Raw genomic sequence first — 16,599 nt, forward strand, 5'->3', positions numbered from 1 at the left:
GGTTTTCTCGACACCGCACGCAGCAGTATCAGCCGAGCTTCTTCTTCAGCAGTTCGTTCACCTGCGCCGGGTTGGCCTTGCCCTTGGTGGCCTTCATGGCCTGGCCCACGAGCGCGTTGAAGGCCTTTTCCTTGCCGGCGCGGAATTCCTCCACCGACTTGGCGTTGGCGGCCAGCACGTCGTCGATGATCTTCTCCAGCTCGCCGGTGTCGGACATCTGCTTCAGGCCCTTGGCGGCGATGATGGCGTCGGCGTCGCCATCGGATTCGCCCGCCCACATGGCCGGGAACACATCCTTCTTGGCGGTGTTGTTCGACACCGTGCCGTCGGCGATGCGCGACAGCAGCTTCGCCAGTTGCGCGGGGCGCACCGGGGCCTCATCGATCGATATGCCTTCGCGGTTCAGTTGCGATGCCACGTCGCCCATCAGCCAGTTGGCGGCAGGCTTGGCGCTGGCCACGCCGGCGGCGACGACCACGGCCTCGTAGTACTGCGCCATCGCCTTGGTGGCGGTCAGCGTGCTTGCGTCGTACGCCGACAGGCCGTATTGCGACACCAGCCGTGCCTGCATGGCGGCCGGCAGTTCGGGCAGGTCGCGCTGCACGCGCTCGATCCAGGCGGCATCGATCTCCAGCGGCATCAGGTCCGGATCCGGAAAGTAGCGGTAGTCGTGCGCGTCTTCCTTGGTGCGCATCGCACGGGTTTCGCCGGTATCCGGGTCGAACAGCACCGTGGCCTGCACGATCTTGCGCCCGTCTTCGATCTCGTTGATCTGCCACTGCACCTCGTACTCGATGGCCTGTTGCAGGAAGCGGAACGAGTTCAGGTTCTTGATTTCGCGGCGCGTGCCGAACTCCTTCTGGCCGACGGGGCGCACGGATACGTTGGCGTCGCAGCGGAAGCTACCTTCCTGCATGTTGCCGTCGCAGATGCCCAGCCAGACCACCAGCGAGTGCAGGGCCTTGGCATAGGCCACGGCCTCGGCGGCGCTGCGCATGTCGGGCTCCGTCACGATTTCCAGCAGGGGCGTGCCGGCGCGGTTCAGGTCGATGCCCGTCATGCCCGCGAAGTCTTCGTGCAGCGACTTGCCGGCGTCTTCCTCCAGGTGGGCGCGCGTCAGGTTGACGGTTTTCTCGTAGACGCCCTGCTTGCCTTCCACCTGGATCGTGATGGTGCCGCCTTGCACGACGGGAATCTCGTACTGGCTGATCTGGTAGCCCTTGGGCAGGTCAGGGTAAAAGTAGTTCTTGCGCGCGAAGATGCTCTGCGGTGCGATCTTCGCGCCGATGGCCAGGCCAAACTGGATCGCGCGCTCGACGGCGCCGCGGTTCAGCACGGGCAGCACGCCCGGCAGCGCCAGGTCCACGGGCGAAGCCTGCGTGTTGGGCTCGGCACCGAAGGCGGTGGAGGTGCCGGAGAAAATCTTGGAGGCCGTGGAGAGCTGCGTATGCGTCTCCAGGCCGATCACCACTTCCCATTGCATGGCGGTATTCCTGGTTTGAGTCTTCTGTTCGGTTTCTGTCGGGGCCGGGGCGTTTTGCCGCGGCCGGTGTTCTGCGATGTTCTGTTCTGTCTCGTCCTGGCGATGCCGCCGCTCACGGATCGGGACTGGTCAGCCACGAATCCAGCTGCGCCAGCGCGGCCACGCGTGCCACGGCATCGCCGCCCACGGTGACGCCGCCACCGTGACGGGCCGCGGCGACGTCGCGGCGCATGTGCAGTTCGCTGGTGCCGTCAAAGCCGTGATACGCGCCCGGATAGATTTCCAGCCGGAAGCGCGCCTCGGGCTGGCGCGCCAGCACCGCGTTCTGCAACATCGCGCAGCGCGTGGCGGGCGTCCAGTCGTCCGCGCCGCCGATCATCAGCAGGATCGGCGAGCGCAGCCGGTAATTGTGCTGCTGTACCGCGCGCTTGCAGCCCGGGTAGAACGCCACGGCGCGCTCGATCGGGGGCGTGTCGGCGGGCCATGGCCGGCTGGCGTCGATCGTGGCCAGCACCGCCTGCGCGCCGTTGGACCAGCCCAGCAGCACGATGCGGCGCGCATCCACGCCCGGCTGCCTGGCCACCCAACGCAGCGCGGCCAGCGCGTCGGCGCGGCGCGTCTTGTCGTCGATCGCGCGCGAATCGAGCGCTTCCGTGCAGATGCCCTGTGTCTTGCCGCGCGGGCCAAAGCTGTCCGGCATGAGCACGGCGTAGCCGCGTTCGGTGAGCCATTGTGCGTATTCGCGATAGCGGCCCTGGAGCGCGCCGGCCGGGTCCACGATTTCTTCGATGGTGCCCGAGCGCCTAGTGGCACGGCGCACGTCGTCGAGCCCGCCGCAGCCGTGCAGCGCCACCACCACCGGCAGCCCCTGCGTGCGCGGCACCGAGCCTTCGCGCGGCACGAACCAGTACCCCGTGAGCGTGGGCATGCCGGGCTCGGCGGGCAGCCCCACGCGCTGGACGATTGGTGCCGGCGCGGTTGGAGCGCTGTTGGGCGCGTGCAGGGGGGCGGCAACGGGTGCGGTCAGTGGCGCCAGAGAGACCGGGGCCGGCGCAGCCGGAGCAAGGGACGAAGATGAGGAAGCGGGGGGCGTCTGGGCGGGCGCGGACGACAACAGCGCCACGCCCATCGCCAGTGCCGCCAGGCCCGCGCGCAGCCAGCGTCCCGCCACGGTCGGGACCGTCGGCAAGCCGGGCTGGGTGGGGTAGGGGCGGCGGCGCAGCATGGTGGTTCAGCGGACGCGCTATCGCGTGCGCGCGCAGGCGCCGGTGTCGGGTTCGAACATCACGGGCCAGGCTTCCTCATAGATGCCCGGCGAGCAATGCGCCTGGCAGTTGGCGTGCGCCAGCGTGACGCGGCGCGGGTCCTGCCAGACCATCAGCTTGCAGGCGCTGCCGTCGTTGGCGCGCAGTTCGATATGCGGCGTCTTGCGGACCTGGCGGAAGTCCGCCAGGTTGAAGGTGCACGATCCGCGCTTGCCGACCCACAGCTTCCACTGGAGCTGCTGCACGGTGTTGTCCGACACGCGCAGCTGGGCATCCTCGCGGAAGCCGTCTTCCTCGGTGCGGCGGCAGTCGCCGGCCAGGTCGATGTCCCGCGCGGCAATCGGCGTGGAGCGTCCGCCGAACGGCATCGGGATGCAGCCAGCCACGGCCGAGGCCAGGGCGAGGGCGGCGGCAAGGCGGAGGGCGACGATCGCGCGGTCAGTCATGGCGGGTGCGATCAGGCGGGCCGGCGCAGGTGCCAGTCGGTGGCGTGCTGGAATGCATGGGCCACCTGCAGCAGGCGCGCTTCGTCGAAGTAGTTGCCGATGAGCTGCAGGCCGACGGGCATGTTGCCCTCGCCCATGCCGCACGGCACGCTCATGCCGGGCAGGCCGGCCAGGCTGGTGGACAGCGTGAAGATGTCGGCCAGGTACATCTGCACCGGGTCCGCGCTCTTCTCGCCCAGCTTCCAGGCCACCGTCGGCGCCACCGGACCCATGATCACGTCGCACTGGCCGAACGCACGCTGGAAGTCATCGGCGATGATGCGGCGGATCTTCTGCGCCTGCAGGTAGTAGGCGTCGTAGTAGCCGTGCGACAGCACGTACGCGCCAACCAGGATGCGGCGCTTGACCTCGGGGCCGAAGCCTTCGGCGCGGGTCTTCTTGTACATGTCGAGCAGGTCGCGGTATTCGGCCGCGCGGTGGCCGTAGCGCACGCCGTCGAAGCGCGACAGGTTGGACGACGCTTCCGCCGGCGCGATCACGTAGTACACGGGGATCGACAGCTCGGTCTTGGGCAGCGTCACATCCACCAGCGTGGCGCCCAGCTTCTCGTATTCGGCGAGCGCGGCGCGCACGGCCTGCTCGACGTCGGCGGACAGGCCCTTGCCGAAGTATTCGCGCGGCAGGCCGATGCGCAGGCCGGCCAGCGGCTTGTCGGCGCTGGCGCCGGCACGCGGCTGGCCCAGGTGGCGCGTGAAGTCCTCGTCCACGCCGCCCTGTGCGGGTGTCAGGCTCGTGGAATCCTTGGGATCGAAGCCGGCCATGGCGTTGAGCAGCATCGCGCAGTCCTCGGCCGTGCGGGCCATCGGGCCGCCCTGGTCCAGCGAGGAAGCGAACGCGATCATGCCGTAGCGCGACACGCGGCCGTAGGTCGGCTTGATGCCGGTAATGCCCGAAAAGGAGGCCGGCTGGCGGATGGAGCCGCCCGTGTCGGTGCCGGTGGCGGCCGGAGCCAGGCCGGCGGCCACGGCGGCGGCGGACCCGCCCGAGGAGCCGCCGGGCACGCGGCTGGTGTCCCACGGGTTGCGGACCGGGCCGAAGTACGAGTTCTCGTTCGACGAACCCATCGCGAATTCGTCCATATTGGTCTTGCCCAGCGTCACCATGCCGGCGTCGGCCAAGCGCTCGACCACGGTGGCGTCGAACGGGCTCTCGTAGCCGGCCAGCATCTTCGAGCCGGCGGTGGAGGCCCAGCCGCGCGTCACGAAGACGTCCTTGTGGGCGATGGGCACGCCCGTCAGCGGGGTGGCCTGGCCACGTTCGCGGCGCGCGTCGGCGGCGCGGGCCTGGGCCAGCGTCAGGTCGGGATTGACACCGGTGAACGCGTTGAGCGCGCGCGCGGCATCGATACGGGCCAGGTAGTCGCGCGCGAGTTCCTCGGCGGAAACGGAGCGCGCCGCCAGGGCGTCGGCGATCTGGCGCAGGGAAGTCACGGAATCAGCGGAAAAGGGCATGTCGGTCGGGTGGCGTCTGGGGTGGCGGGCAAGGTTCGCGGGCAACGGGGCATTACGCCCCCGTTGTTACTCGATGACCTTCGGCACCAGGTAGAGGCCGTTTTCGGTGGCCGGCGCAGGGCGCTGGTAGTCGTCCCGGTGGTTGGTCTCGGTGACGACGTCCTCGCGCAGGCGCTGGGCGACATCGCGCACGGCCGACAGCGGGTGGGCCAGAGGGGCGATGCCGGTCGTGTCCACCGCCTGCATCTGCTCCACGAGCGAGAAGAAATTGTTCAGTTGGACAAGCGTCTGCGCGGCCTCGGCATCGCTGGTTTCGATGCGGGCCAGGTGGGCGATGCGCTTGACGTCGGAGAGTTCGAGAGCCATGGCTTGATGCGGCGCGGGCGCCGGGTTCAGTCCGTCGGACTGGGGTGTTGCGGCCGGGGGGCGGGCAGGCGGCCGGATCGGGTCCGGTGCGCACCGTTTGGCGGCCGTCGGGGCGCCGGAGGGGCGCCGCGCGCGACACACTGGCGGGAGGGCCGAGGCGTGCCGGACAGGTGCGCCCGGGGGGCACCCCAGGGATCGTCGAAGTTACAAGTATTACGGGGTCAAACGCCCCGAAACAGCCGGAATTATAAGGTATCATTACGCGCTGCAGTCTCCCCGCAACGCTGGCTCCACATGGGGCGCGACGGTGCGGGCAGGCGGTGATGCCGTCGCCACTGCCGGACCCCCGTTTTGGGGCACGACCGGCGGGTCGCCAGGGGCTCCGCGGCGATCGCGAAAGCGGCGGCGTCGCAGGCACGCAACACTCGTGATGACTGTCGCAATGATCGTCGCGGCAGCAACGCGGCGAGGATGCGGAATACCGAAGGTGGATTGGACCAAGTCTTGCCTGAAGGGATGGCCGCGATAAGCGGCAGGTTTTCATTGCATTTTCAGGCGTAACAATCAGGTTCCTCCGATTAGGCTACTGCCATCGTCAGGCGTTTTTTTACCTGTCCGGCGCATCTGGCGGCGAACTTTCGCGCAGAGTCTAATCAAAGGTTCCCGTAGGTCCGGCGTGCAGGTCGCGCCGGTTGCGGATCGCCGGTGATCGGAGGCATGCGCCTGCCGCCGCCGGTACCGGGGCACGCCGGCCATGCTGGCGTGGGCCGCAGCGCACCGGGGGAGCCGTGAACCATTACCCTTGCAAACGAATTGATGGCCGGGCCGAACACGGCGCCGGCCGTTTCGCATACCCGCGAACCAACAGAAGACAGGATTCCTGATGTTCGGATTTCTCCGCAGCTATTTCTCCAACGACCTGGCCATCGACCTGGGTACCGCTAACACCCTGATCTATATGCGCGACAAGGGCATCGTCCTGGACGAGCCGTCGGTCGTGGCGATCCGGCAGGAAGGCGGCCCCAGCGCCAAGAAGACCATCACCGCGGTGGGCAAGGAAGCCAAGCAGATGCTGGGCAAGGTGCCGGGCAACATCGAGGCCATCCGCCCGATGAAGGACGGCGTGATCGCGGACTTCACGGTCACCGAGCAGATGCTCAAGCAGTTCATCAAGATGGTCCACGACTCGAAGCTGCTGCGCCCGAGCCCGCGGATCATCATCTGCGTACCCTGCGGGTCGACCCAGGTGGAGCGCCGCGCCATCCGCGAATCGGCGCTGGGCGCCGGCGCCAGCCAGGTGTACCTGATCGAGGAGCCGATGTCGGCCGCGATCGGCGCCGGCCTGCCAGTGTCGGAGCCGTCGGGCTCGATGGTTGTCGATATCGGCGGCGGCACCACGGAGGTGGGCATCATCTCCTTGGGCGGCATGGTCTACAAGGGTTCGGTCCGCGTGGGTGGCGACAAGTTCGACGAAGCCATCGTCAACTACATCCGCCGCAACTACGGCATGCTGATCGGCGAACAGACCGCCGAAGCCATCAAGAAGGAAATCGGCTCCGCCTTCCCGGGCTCCGAAGTCCGTGAAATGGAAGTCAAGGGCCGCAACCTGTCCGAAGGCATCCCGCGCGCCTTCACGGTGTCGTCCAACGAAATCCTGGAAGCCCTGACCGATCCGCTGAACCAGATCGTGTCCGCCGTGAAGATCGCGCTGGAACAGACCCCGCCGGAACTGGGCGCCGACATCGCCGAGCGCGGCATGATGCTGACCGGCGGCGGTGCGCTGCTGCGCGACCTGGACCGCCTGCTGGCCGAGGAAACCGGCCTGCCGGTGCTGGTGGCCGAAGATCCGCTGACCTGCGTGGTGCGCGGCTCGGGCATGGCACTGGAGCGCATGGACAAGCTGGGCAGCATCTTCTCCTACGAGTAATCGAGGCAGGGACATAACGTGGCGACACGCGGCCTGCCGCGCCCAACAACCGGGTCGGCGCGCCGCGCGCGAGTCGGCCAGCCGGCCGGCGCGTGCGTCGTCACCGCGGCCCGGGTCGGGCTGGCGCCCGCTGCGGGTCCTGTTGTGGACCCTGTTGCAGGCGCCGATGCCAGCCCCGCTGCCGTCGCTGCTTCCGTCATCGTCATCGCGGTACGCCGTACTGTTTTTTTCGCCCCCGCTGGTCATGCCCGCCGCGCCCGATTCCCGGTGCGCGCGCCGGCTGGCGGGTCGACTCCGCCTGCGCACGGGTAAATGGATTACTCCCCACCGCCGCTCTTCAAGCAAGGCACTTCAGCCGTCGCACGCCTGGTCATCTTCGTGGCGATCGCGCTCGCGCTGCTGATCGTCGACGCGCGCTTCGATGCCATGCGCATTGCCCGGCAGGTCGCCGCCACGGTGCTGATGCCCGTGGAACGCGTGGTGCTTGTGCCGCGCGATGCCCTGCGGAGCGTTTTCGACTATGCACAGTCCTCGGTGACGCTGGCCACGGAAAACCGTGATCTGCGCCGCAATGCCGTCGAGCAGGCCAACGCCGCCGTACGCCAGTCCCAGCTGGAAGCGGAGAACAACCAGCTGCGCAAGCTGCTGAACCTGACGCAGCAGTCGGCCACGCCGGTCACGGCGGCCGAGATCCTCTACGACGCCCGCGATCCTTACAGCCAGCGCATCGTGATCGATCGCGGCAGCACCCAGGGCTTGCGCGCCGGCTACCCGGTCATCGACGAACGCGGTGTGATCGGCCAGATCACGCGCGTATCGCCGTTCCAGTCCGAAGTGACGCTGCTGACCGACAAGGATCAGGCGATCCCGGTGCAGGTGGTCCGCAACGGCCTGCGCAGCGTGGCCTTTGGCGGCTCGCGCGCCGGCCAGCTGGACCTGCGTTTCATGGCGGCATCGGCTGACCTGCAGCAGGGTGACCTGCTGGTGACGTCCGGGCTCGACGGCACGTATCCCCCGGGCCTGCCGGTGGCCAAGATCGTCCACATCGAGCGCAAGGCCGATACGGCGTTCTCGCGCGTGTACTGCGAGCCGGTGGCCGGCGTGCGTTCGCATCGGCAACTGCTGGTGGTGCGCTACGAGTCCGGCCTGGCGCCGCGGCCGGCGGAAGAGGAAAAGCCGCAGAAGGCCGAGCGGGGGGCGCGTTCCGCCGCCGCGCGTGCCGGGGCGGACCAGAAATCCGCCGACAAGGCGGCTGCTGACAAGTCTGCCGAGAAATCCGCCACGGAGCCCGCAAGGTGACCAACCCCCAATACCTGCTGCGTCCGGTCAATCCCGCGTTCATCGCACTGAGCTTCATCCTGGCGTTCCTGTTCAACCTGATGCCCTGGGGTTCCACGCTGTGGATTCCGGACATGGTGGCGCTGGTGCTGGTGTTCTGGAACATCCACCAGCCGCGCAAGGTGGGCATGGGTGTGGCGTTTGCGCTCGGCCTGCTGATGGATGTGCACGATGCCCGGCTGCTGGGCGAGCACGCCATGGCCTATACGCTGCTGGCCTACTTCGCGATCACGATCCATCGTCGCGTGCTGTGGTTCTCGGTCTACGCGCAGGCGCTGCATGTGCTGCCGCTGCTGTTCGTTGCGCACGCGGTGCCGGTGATGATCCGCCTGGCGATGGGCGCGCCGCTGCCCGGCTGGCCGCTGCTGCTGGCGCCCGGCATCGAGGCGCTGCTGTGGCCGCTGGCCACGAGCCTGCTGCTGGCGCCGCAACGCCGGTCGCACGACGTGGACGAAACACGTCCTATCTAACCCCTCCGGGAAACCGCCCACGCCGCCCGCAGTACCTCCATGACCGAAATCCGCAACGTCGAACTGGAAATCGGCCGCTTCCGCATCCGCGTGGCGGCTGCCGCCCTGTTTACGGTGATCTGCTTCGGGCTGCTGTTCACCCGCTTCCTGTGGCTGCAGTGGTACAAGCATGACCAGTACTCGGCCAAGGCCGAGGACAACCGCATCTCCGTGGCGCCGATCGAGCCCAACCGCGGCATCATCATGGACCGCAACGGGGTGATCCTGGCGCGAAACTATTCCGCGTACACGCTGGAAATCACACCGTCCAAGCTGACTGACACGCTCGACAACACCATCGAGGCCCTGTCCTCGCTGGTCGACATCCAGCCACGCGACCGCCGCCGCTTCAAGCGCCTGCTCGAGGAATCGCGCAGCTTCGAGAGCCTGCCGATCCGCAGCCAGCTGACCGATGAGGAAGTGGCCAAGTTCTCCGCGCAGCGCTTCCGCTTCCCGGGCGTCGACGTGCGCGCGCGCCTGTTCCGCCAGTATCCGCTCGGCGAGTCCGCAAGCCACGTGGTCGGCTACCTCGGGCGCATCTCCCAGCGCGACCAGGAGCGCATTGAAGCGATCGACGAGGCCAACGACGCCGAAGGCGCCAAGTACGACCCGCGCAAGGACGCGGATAACTACAAGGGCACCAACTACATCGGCAAGATCGGCCTGGAACAGAGCTACGAGACCGAGTTGCACGGCCTGACCGGCTTCGAGGAAGTGGAAGTGAGCGCGGGTGGACGCCCGATCCGCACGCTGTCCACCTCGCCCGCCACGCCGGGCAACAACCTGATCCTGTCGCTGGATATCCGCCTGCAACAACTGGCCGAGGAGCTCTTTGGCGACCGCCGGGGCGCGCTGGTGGCCATCGAGCCGGAAACGGGCGACATCCTGGCCTTCGTCTCCAAGCCGACGTTCGACCCGAACCTGTTCGTGGAAGGCATCGACTCCAAGACCTGGGACGAGCTGAACGGCTCGCCGGACAAGCCACTGCTGAACCGCCCGCTGCGCGGCACCTATCCGCCGGGCTCCACGTACAAGCCGTTTATGGCGCTGGCCGCACTGACCACGGGCAAGCGCACCGCCGCCTGGGGGATGCACGATCCGGGCTTCTTCACGCTGGGCAACCACACGTTCCGCGACGACAAGCCGGGCGGACACGGCTGGGTGGATATGCAGGCATCGATCGTCCAGTCCTGCGATACCTACTACTACGCGCTGGCCCGCGACATGGGCGTCAACGCGATCCACGACTTCATGAAGCCGCTGGGCTTCGGCCAGGTCACCGGCATCGACATCGAGGGCGAAAGCCGCGGCATCCTGCCGTCGACCGAATGGAAGCGCAAGGCATACCGCAAGCCCGAGCAGCAGAAGTGGTATGACGGCGAGACGATTTCGCTGGGCATCGGGCAGGGCTACAACAGCTTCACGATCCTGCAACTGGCCAACGCGGTGTCGATCATCGTCAACAATGGCTCGGCGATGAAGCCTCACCTGGTCAAGGCCGTCGAGGATGCGGTCTCGCGCCAGCGCACGCTGACGGTGCCCAAGGAAAGCTACCGTATCCCGCTCAAGCAGGCGGACATCGACGTGATCAAGCGCGCCATGGTCGCCGTGACCCATTCCGGCACCGCCGCGCGTGTCTTTGCGGGCGCCGCCTACGAATCCGCCGGCAAGACCGGTACCGCCCAGACCTATACGCTGGGCAAGAACGAGAAGTACAACCACCACGCCATCGACGAACGCAAGCGCGACCATTCGCTCTATACGGCATTTGCCCCGGCGGACAATCCCAAGATCGCGCTGGCGCTGATCGTGGAGAACGCCGGCTTCGGCGCCGCCGTGGCCGCGCCGATCGCGCGCAAGGTGATGGATTACTACCTGCTGGGCAAGTGGCCCGAGGAACTGCAGGCCAGCGCGCCGCCCCCGTCGGAGCGCGAGCGTGCCGGCGGCAAGCCGCCCGTGGATACCCCGAGCGTGTTCACGACCGGCCAGACCGCCAACGCGGCCACCGCCACGGTGATGCAGACGGCCCCCGTGGCTGGCGCGTCCGCGGCAGGGGCCAGCGCACCGGCTGCCATCGCGGCGGCAGCATCGGGCGCGCCGGGCGCACCCGCCAGCGCTACCACCGCCGCACGGTCGGCCTCCGAATCGATCGCCAACCGCCTCGACCCGGCGGCCATCGCGCCCGCTTCCGCCGTGGCCACGCTCGACGAGCGTATGCTGCAGGCGCTGGGTCACAGCAAGCCGCCGGCCTCGGCGCCGCCGCCCGCGCCGCGCGTCAGTCCGGCATCGGCCCCCGCGCCGGCCAAGCCGCGTGCGAAACCCGTCAATGTGGCGGGTGCCGGTGTGCCCCGCAACACTGCTTCCGAATAAAGGAGACGAGCGCCATGGATAAACGCCGCGTCGCGTCCGTCATCCGGACCGCCATTACCGGCTTTGACAAGCCACTCGCCCTGATCGTCTTCCTGCTGTTTGCCACTGGCATCGTCGCGCTGTACTCGGCCGCCATCGACATGCCCGGCCGCGTGGAAGACCAGTTGCGCAACATCCTGCTGTCGTACGTGGTGATGCTAGTGATCGCTTACATGCCCACGCAGCTGCTGATGCGCGTTGCCGTGCCGCTCTATACGGTGGGCGTGGCGCTGCTGATCGCAGTGGCCATGTTCGGCCTGATCCGCAAGGGCGCGCGGCGATGGCTCAACGTGGGCATGGTGATCCAGCCGTCGGAAATCATGAAGATTTCCATGCCGCTGATGCTGGCGTGGTACTTCCAGAAGCGCGAGGGCGTGATCCGATGGTTCGACTTCGTCGTCGCGCTCATCTTGCTGGGCGTCCCCGTCGGCCTGATCGCCAAGCAGCCCGACCTGGGTACGGCGCTGCTGGTGGCGGCCGCCGGGATCTACGTGATCTACTTCGCCGGCCTGTCCTGGAGGATTATCCTGCCCATCCTGGGCATCGGCGTCGTGGCCGTTACCCTGGTGGTCACCTACCAAAACCAGATCTGCGCGCCCGGCGTGAACTGGCCGATCCTGCACGATTACCAGCAGCACCGTATCTGCACGCTGCTGGACCCGACCACCGATCCACTTGGCAAGGGCTTCCACACGATCCAGTCGATCATCGCGATCGGGTCGGGCGGCGTCACCGGCAAGGGTTGGCTCAAGGGCACGCAGACTCACCTGGAGTTCATCCCGGAGAAGCACACCGACTTCATCTTCGCGGTGTTTTCCGAGGAGTTTGGCCTGATCGGCAATGCGGTGCTGCTGGTGCTGTACCTCATGCTGATCTTCCGGGGGCTTTATATTGCCGCCAATGCGCCGACATTGTTCTCGCGCCTGCTGGCGGGGGCCATCACGCTGATCTTCTTCACCTACGCCTTCGTCAACATGGGCATGGTGAGCGGCATTCTGCCGGTGGTGGGCGTGCCGCTGCCACTGCTGAGCTATGGGGGCACGGCGCTGGTGACGCTGGGCATGGGGATCGGCATCCTGATGAGCATCTCTCGTCAGAAGCGGCTGATCCAGACCTGACGTGGCGCACGGCCAACTTGCCGTGCCAGCCGCGGAGCCCTTTGCTACACTGCCACCCGAAATTTCCTCTCGGTAGAAGCTCATGAATGCTCAAGACGTCGCCGCCTATCTGCAAGGCAACCCGCAGTTCTTTGAGGACCACGCCGAGTTGCTGGCGACGGTGCAGCTGACCAGCCCGCACAGCCATCGCGCCGTGTCGCTGCAGGAGCGCCAGATGGAAATCCTGCGCGAGAAGAACAAGGGCCTGGAGCTGAAGCTGGCCGACCTCGTCCGCCACGGCCACGACAATGACCGCACCCAGCAGCGCCTGCACGCTTGGCAACTGCGCCTGCTGGCCGAGGTGGATTCTCACGCGCTGCCCTATGCGGTGCAGGACGGCCTGCAGCAGGTATTCGACGTGCCCGCCGTGGCGCTGCGCCTGTGGCGCGTGGGGGAAGCCTTCGCGCACATGGAAGTGGCGCAGGGTGCCGGCGATGACCTGCGCCTGTTTGCCGAAGGTCTGCGCGCGCCTTACTGCGGCCCGAACAGCGGTTTCGAGGCCGCCAGCCTGCTGGAGCACGACGATATCGCGTCGCTGGCCATGGTCACGCTGCGCGTGCCGGCGAAATCGGCGGAGGAAGGCCCGGGCGCCGCGTTCGGCCTGCTCGTGCTGGGTTCGCCTGACGCCCGCCGGTTCCATGAAGGCATGGGCACTGCCTACCTGACGCAGATCGGCGAAGTGGCCGGTGCCGCGCTGAACCGCCTGCGCGACTGACGTCATCGCATCATGCGCACCCGCCAGCCATTGGTGGATACCGCGGCGGACCCGGAGCCAGCCCCGGATCCTGCGCCCAAGGCGGCCCCCGATCCGCTGGTGGTGCACTATCTCGACTGGCTGGCCACGGGCCGCAAGCTGGCCGAACACACCCTGACCAGCTACGGTCACGATCTCTCAGCCCTGCAGTCCCACGCCACGCGCCATGCGCCGGGGGTGGCGCTGCTGGCGCTTGAAACCCATCACATCCGATCCTTCGCCGCGCGCATGCATGGCGGCGGCCTGTCCGCCCGCACCATCGCGCGCACGCTGTCCGCGTGGCGCGGCTTCTACCTCTGGGCGGCGCGCCATGGCCACGGCGTCCAGTCCAATCCGGTCGATGGCGTCCGGGCGCCCAAGCGCGGCCAGCCGTTGCCGAAGGCGCTGTCGGTGGAGCATGCGGTGGCCCTGGTGGCGCACCGCCAGGGCGACAGCCCCGAGGCGCTGCGGGACCAGGCGGTCTACGAGCTGTTCTATTCCAGTGGGCTGCGGCTATCGGAACTGGTGCAACTGGACGTCCGCTACACCGAGGATGGCGATTATCGTTCGGCCGGCTGGCTGGACTTGTCCGGCGCCGAGGTCACGGTAATCGGCAAGGGATCGCGCCGGCGTACCGTGCCCGTCGGCAGCAAGGCGATGGAGGCGCTGCGCGCCTGGCTCAAGGTCCGCGACGCCATGCTGGTGCCCGGCCGGGAGCCCGGGGATGCCAACGCGCTGTTCCTGGGCGCGCGCGGCAAGCGGCTATCCGGGCGGACGGTGCAGACCCGCATCAAGCAGCAGGCGCTGGCGGCCGGCGTGCCGACGGACGTACATCCACACATGTTGCGGCATTCGTTCGCGACCCACGTGCTGCAGTCGTCCGGAGACCTGCGCGCGGTGCAGGAAATGCTCGGTCACGCGAGTATCGCGACCACGCAGGTCTACACCGCGCTGGATTTCCAGCATCTGGCGAAGGTCTACGACAAGGCCCACCCGCGCGCAGGCCGCGCCAGGCCGGCCGCGAAGCCGGATAAGTCTAGCGACGAAGACGAGAGCTAGTTCGCCCACTGGGACAGGATGTTCCGGAAGCGTTCCATCTCGGGCAGCAGCCAATGGCGGAACGCCTGCACCTTGGTCGTCTCCAGGTTGGCCGGCGCGCAGACGAAATGGAGCAGCCACGGACACGGGATGCTGACGTTGAACAGCCGCACCACACGCCCGGACAGCAGATCGTTGTAGGCCAGCGAGGGCCGTATCAGCGCCACGCCTTGGCCTTCGGCCGCTGCCTGCAGCAGCAGCGAGGAATCCTGCAGCAGCAGCCCCGTGCGCGGCTCCGGCCAGTCCAGCCCGGCGGCCTCGAACCACGGTTTCCACGGATCGCCTTCGCCGCGCAGCAGCGGCATGCCCGCCATGTGCGCCGGCTGTTCCGGCAGGCGTCCGCCGTTGAAGTCGGGGCTGCAGACCGGGAAGAACACATCGTCCAGCAGACGCTCCACATACAGGCCCGGATAGTCGCCACTGCCCATGCGCAGCGCCACGTCCACTTCCTCGTTGGCAAAGTCGACCAGCGAGTTCGATGACAGCAGTTCCACATCCAGTTCCGGATGCCGTTCGATAAAGCTGCCGATGCGCGGCGTGAGCCAGCGCGCGGCAAACGACGGCATGGTGCTGATGGTCAGGCGCTTGTCGCGGTTGCCGGCCTGCAGCACGCGCGTGGCATCGGCAATCTGCAGCAGGGCGTCGCGTACCCGCTCCGCATACACCCGGCCGTTGGTGGTCAGGATGACGCGCTTGCCGCGGCGTTCGAACAACGGCTGGCCCAGTTCTTCTTCCAGTGCGCGGATCTGATGGCTCACGGCGCCGTGCGTGACGAACAACTCGGCCGCCGCCCGCGAAAAGCTCTCGTAGCGCGCCGCGGCTTCGAACGCGCGCAGCGCGGAGAGCGCCGGCAGGCGCGGGAATTCCCGTTTCCAGCTACGGGGATCGTCGGGGTTCCAGCTCCCGCTCCAGACCATGATGACCTCGCTCTATGTGAGATTCACTAACAAGACTCAAGAATATATATCGTTTTGAGAGAGCAAGGGTAATCACTAGAATTCAATGCACCGGACCCCTGACAAGCGCCCCCAAACTGTCTTGGTCCAATAACCAAGCCAGTTCCGGCGGCGCTGACGATACAGCGGCAACCGGCATACGGAGAAGCCATCATGAAAGCATTGCTCACAACGACAGTCTTCACCCTGAATCCCGGCGAAGTGACCGCCCTGTCTCTTCATGCGGCACAGCGTCTGTTTGTGGAAGACGCCCACGGCATGGATGTATGGGTCACCCGCGAGAACGATTCGGAGGATTACTGGCTGCGTTGTGGCAGCAGCCTGTTGCTCCGGCGTGGCGATGAGATCGTTCTTAGCGTAGACCCGCGCGCCGCTGGCGCGGTACGGCTGGCCCTGATTGCCGAAGCCCGCCGCCCGGCGCTGAGCCTGGCCGATGTGCCGCACCTCGTGTATCGCGCCGTGAGGCGTTTGGTTCGAGGCACGGAATGGACCCCGGGGAAAGATCAGGTCACGGCATCCTGAGCCGGGTTGTCCGCATCTGCGGCTGGTCTGGCCGCCGGATGCCGGCAAGACGCCTCAGGTGAAGGATCGCCGGGAGGCCCCGCCATGACCGGGGGCTCCAGACGAGAAGGGGGCCGGCGCATGCCGGCCCTTTTCGTTACACTCTCGGGCATGCATCCGATCCAAGTCATCGAACGGGGCGAAGAGCCTTACCAGCCCTGTTTCGACGCGATGCGGGACTTTACCGCTGCCCGCACGCCCCAGACGCCCGACCAGATCTGGCTGGTCGAGCACCCGCCGGTGTACACGCTCGGCCAGGCCGGCGATCCCGCGCACCTGCTGTGCCCCGACGACGCGATTCCCGTCGTGCAGATTGATCGTGGCGGGCAGATCACTTATCACGGCCCGGGCCAGGTGGTGGCCTATCTGCTGCTGGATCTGCGCCGCCGCCACCTGATGGTGCGCGAGCTGGTCACCGATATCGAGCAGGCGGTACTGGACACGCTCGCGGCGTATAATCTCGCAGCCGAACGCAAGCCCGGCGCCCCCGGCATCTATTTGTCCGATGGGCCGCACCAGGGTGCCAAGATCGCAGCGCTCGGCCTCAAGATCCGCAACGGCTGCAGCTATCACGGCGTCAGCCTCAACGTGCAGATGGACCTCTCGCCCTTCCTGCGCATCAATCCCTGCGGCTATGCCGGACTGGAAACCGTCGACATGGCCACCGCAGGCGCCACCTTCACGGCGGCGACCGATGCCAGCGGCGCGACGCTACAGCCCGTGACTGCGGCACAACAACCCGAGATCGCACGGCGCCTGGCGGCGGCTTTGTGCGAGGTGCTGACGGCACGCGAAGCGCGTACCGTGGCCCCCGGGACTGCCGCTGCCGAGGCCGCCTGA

General features: G+C 67.4%; 15 protein-coding genes. 9 read left to right on the forward strand and 6 right to left on the reverse strand.

From position 1 onward, the window contains the following. Positions 1–28: 28 nt before the first annotated feature. The 5 genes from gatB to gatC form a co-directional block, all read right to left on the reverse strand. Positions 29–1,603 carry an Asp-tRNA(Asn)/Glu-tRNA(Gln) amidotransferase subunit GatB gene (gene gatB, locus AC1DOX_RS26605; protein WP_441624525.1) on the reverse strand — a complete coding sequence of 525 codons (1,575 nt, stop codon included), beginning with the start codon at positions 1,601–1,603 and terminating at the stop codon, positions 29–31. After that, entirely contained in the window at positions 1,596–2,612 is a 1,017-nt protein-coding gene (locus AC1DOX_RS26610) for a dienelactone hydrolase family protein (RefSeq protein ID WP_441624526.1), read from the reverse strand. The genes gatB and AC1DOX_RS26610 overlap by 8 nt, the downstream gene beginning before the upstream one ends. A gap of 114 nt (positions 2,613–2,726) precedes the next feature. Further along, the gene (locus AC1DOX_RS26615; RefSeq protein WP_441624521.1) at positions 2,727–3,194 is read right to left on the reverse strand and encodes a hypothetical protein; all 468 of its coding nucleotides are present in this window, start codon (positions 3,192–3,194) and stop codon (positions 2,727–2,729) included. Between the two features lie 11 nt (positions 3,195–3,205). Beyond that, entirely contained in the window at positions 3,206–4,705 is a 1,500-nt protein-coding gene (gene gatA, locus AC1DOX_RS26620; RefSeq protein ID WP_441624522.1) for an Asp-tRNA(Asn)/Glu-tRNA(Gln) amidotransferase subunit GatA, read from the reverse strand. Positions 4,706–4,771: 66 nt separating this feature from the next. Continuing rightward, complete coding sequence (gene gatC, locus AC1DOX_RS26625) at positions 4,772–5,071, reverse strand: Asp-tRNA(Asn)/Glu-tRNA(Gln) amidotransferase subunit GatC (protein WP_441624523.1); 300 nt, start codon at positions 5,069–5,071, stop codon at positions 4,772–4,774. An 883-nt stretch (positions 5,072–5,954) separates the two neighbouring features. Between gatC and AC1DOX_RS26630 the strand changes: the two genes are divergently transcribed. The 7 genes from AC1DOX_RS26630 (at position 5,955) to xerC (ending at position 14,203) form a co-directional block, all read left to right on the forward strand. Further along, entirely contained in the window at positions 5,955–6,998 is a 1,044-nt protein-coding gene (locus tag AC1DOX_RS26630; RefSeq protein WP_092138307.1) for a rod shape-determining protein, read from the forward strand. A gap of 312 nt (positions 6,999–7,310) precedes the next feature. Further along, entirely contained in the window at positions 7,311–8,297 is a 987-nt protein-coding gene (gene mreC, locus AC1DOX_RS26635; protein ID WP_441624064.1) for a rod shape-determining protein MreC, read from the forward strand. Beyond that, positions 8,294–8,806 (forward strand): rod shape-determining protein MreD, encoded by a 513-nt coding sequence (mreD, locus tag AC1DOX_RS26640; protein WP_092138305.1) that lies wholly within the window; start codon positions 8,294–8,296, stop codon positions 8,804–8,806. The genes mreC and mreD overlap by 4 nt, the downstream gene beginning before the upstream one ends. A 39-nt stretch (positions 8,807–8,845) precedes the next feature. Continuing rightward, on the forward strand, positions 8,846–11,215 hold the full coding sequence (gene mrdA, locus AC1DOX_RS26645) for a penicillin-binding protein 2 (RefSeq protein ID WP_441624066.1): 2,370 nt from the start codon (positions 8,846–8,848) through the stop codon (positions 11,213–11,215). A 14-nt stretch (positions 11,216–11,229) separates the two neighbouring features. Continuing rightward, complete coding sequence (rodA, locus tag AC1DOX_RS26650; protein ID WP_441624068.1) at positions 11,230–12,372, forward strand: rod shape-determining protein RodA; 1,143 nt, start codon at positions 11,230–11,232, stop codon at positions 12,370–12,372. Positions 12,373–12,454: 82 nt separating this feature from the next. Then, complete coding sequence (locus tag AC1DOX_RS26655; protein ID WP_441624070.1) at positions 12,455–13,126, forward strand: DUF484 family protein; 672 nt, start codon at positions 12,455–12,457, stop codon at positions 13,124–13,126. A gap of 12 nt (positions 13,127–13,138) precedes the next feature. Beyond that, positions 13,139–14,203, forward strand: a complete 1,065-nt coding sequence (gene xerC, locus AC1DOX_RS26660; RefSeq protein ID WP_441624072.1) for a tyrosine recombinase XerC — start codon at positions 13,139–13,141, stop codon at positions 14,201–14,203. On the opposite strand, the gene AC1DOX_RS26665 is transcribed toward xerC, so the two are convergent. Beyond that, entirely contained in the window at positions 14,200–15,159 is a 960-nt protein-coding gene (locus AC1DOX_RS26665; RefSeq protein ID WP_441624074.1) for a transcriptional regulator GcvA, read from the reverse strand. The two genes, xerC and AC1DOX_RS26665, sit on opposite strands and share 4 nt — an antisense overlap. A 192-nt stretch (positions 15,160–15,351) precedes the next feature. Here AC1DOX_RS26665 and AC1DOX_RS26670 point away from each other — a divergent pair, with 192 nt between their 5' ends. Both AC1DOX_RS26670 and lipB read left to right on the forward strand, forming a co-directional pair. Beyond that, on the forward strand, positions 15,352–15,720 hold the full coding sequence (locus AC1DOX_RS26670; RefSeq protein ID WP_441624076.1) for a DUF2917 domain-containing protein: 369 nt from the start codon (positions 15,352–15,354) through the stop codon (positions 15,718–15,720). A gap of 150 nt (positions 15,721–15,870) precedes the next feature. Continuing rightward, positions 15,871–16,599 carry a lipoyl(octanoyl) transferase LipB gene (lipB, locus tag AC1DOX_RS26675; RefSeq protein ID WP_441624104.1) on the forward strand — a complete coding sequence of 243 codons (729 nt, stop codon included), beginning with the start codon at positions 15,871–15,873 and terminating at the stop codon, positions 16,597–16,599.

It is taken from the genome of Cupriavidus sp. 01L415 (assembly GCF_056400065.1).

Coding starts and splice junctions, on each gene's coding strand:
- AC1DOX_RS26615 (WP_441624521.1), bottom strand. CDS start 3,194: ATGACTGACCGCGCGATCGTCGCCCTCCGCCTTGCCGCCGCCCTCGCC.
- AC1DOX_RS26630 (WP_092138307.1), top strand. CDS start 5,955: ATGTTCGGATTTCTCCGCAGCTATTTCTCCAACGACCTGGCCATCGAC.
- mreC (WP_441624064.1), top strand. CDS start 7,311: ATGGATTACTCCCCACCGCCGCTCTTCAAGCAAGGCACTTCAGCCGTC.
- AC1DOX_RS26610 (WP_441624526.1), bottom strand. CDS start 2,612: ATGGGCGTGGCGCTGTTGTCGTCCGCGCCCGCCCAGACGCCCCCCGCT.
- rodA (WP_441624068.1), top strand. CDS start 11,230: ATGGATAAACGCCGCGTCGCGTCCGTCATCCGGACCGCCATTACCGGC.
- AC1DOX_RS26665 (WP_441624074.1), bottom strand. CDS start 15,159: ATGGTCTGGAGCGGGAGCTGGAACCCCGACGATCCCCGTAGCTGGAAA.
- AC1DOX_RS26670 (WP_441624076.1), top strand. CDS start 15,352: ATGAAAGCATTGCTCACAACGACAGTCTTCACCCTGAATCCCGGCGAA.
- gatA (WP_441624522.1), bottom strand. CDS start 4,705: ATGCCCTTTTCCGCTGATTCCGTGACTTCCCTGCGCCAGATCGCCGAC.
- xerC (WP_441624072.1), top strand. CDS start 13,139: ATGCGCACCCGCCAGCCATTGGTGGATACCGCGGCGGACCCGGAGCCA.
- AC1DOX_RS26655 (WP_441624070.1), top strand. CDS start 12,455: ATGAATGCTCAAGACGTCGCCGCCTATCTGCAAGGCAACCCGCAGTTC.
- gatC (WP_441624523.1), bottom strand. CDS start 5,071: ATGGCTCTCGAACTCTCCGACGTCAAGCGCATCGCCCACCTGGCCCGC.
- lipB (WP_441624104.1), top strand. CDS start 15,871: ATGCATCCGATCCAAGTCATCGAACGGGGCGAAGAGCCTTACCAGCCC.
- mrdA (WP_441624066.1), top strand. CDS start 8,846: ATGACCGAAATCCGCAACGTCGAACTGGAAATCGGCCGCTTCCGCATC.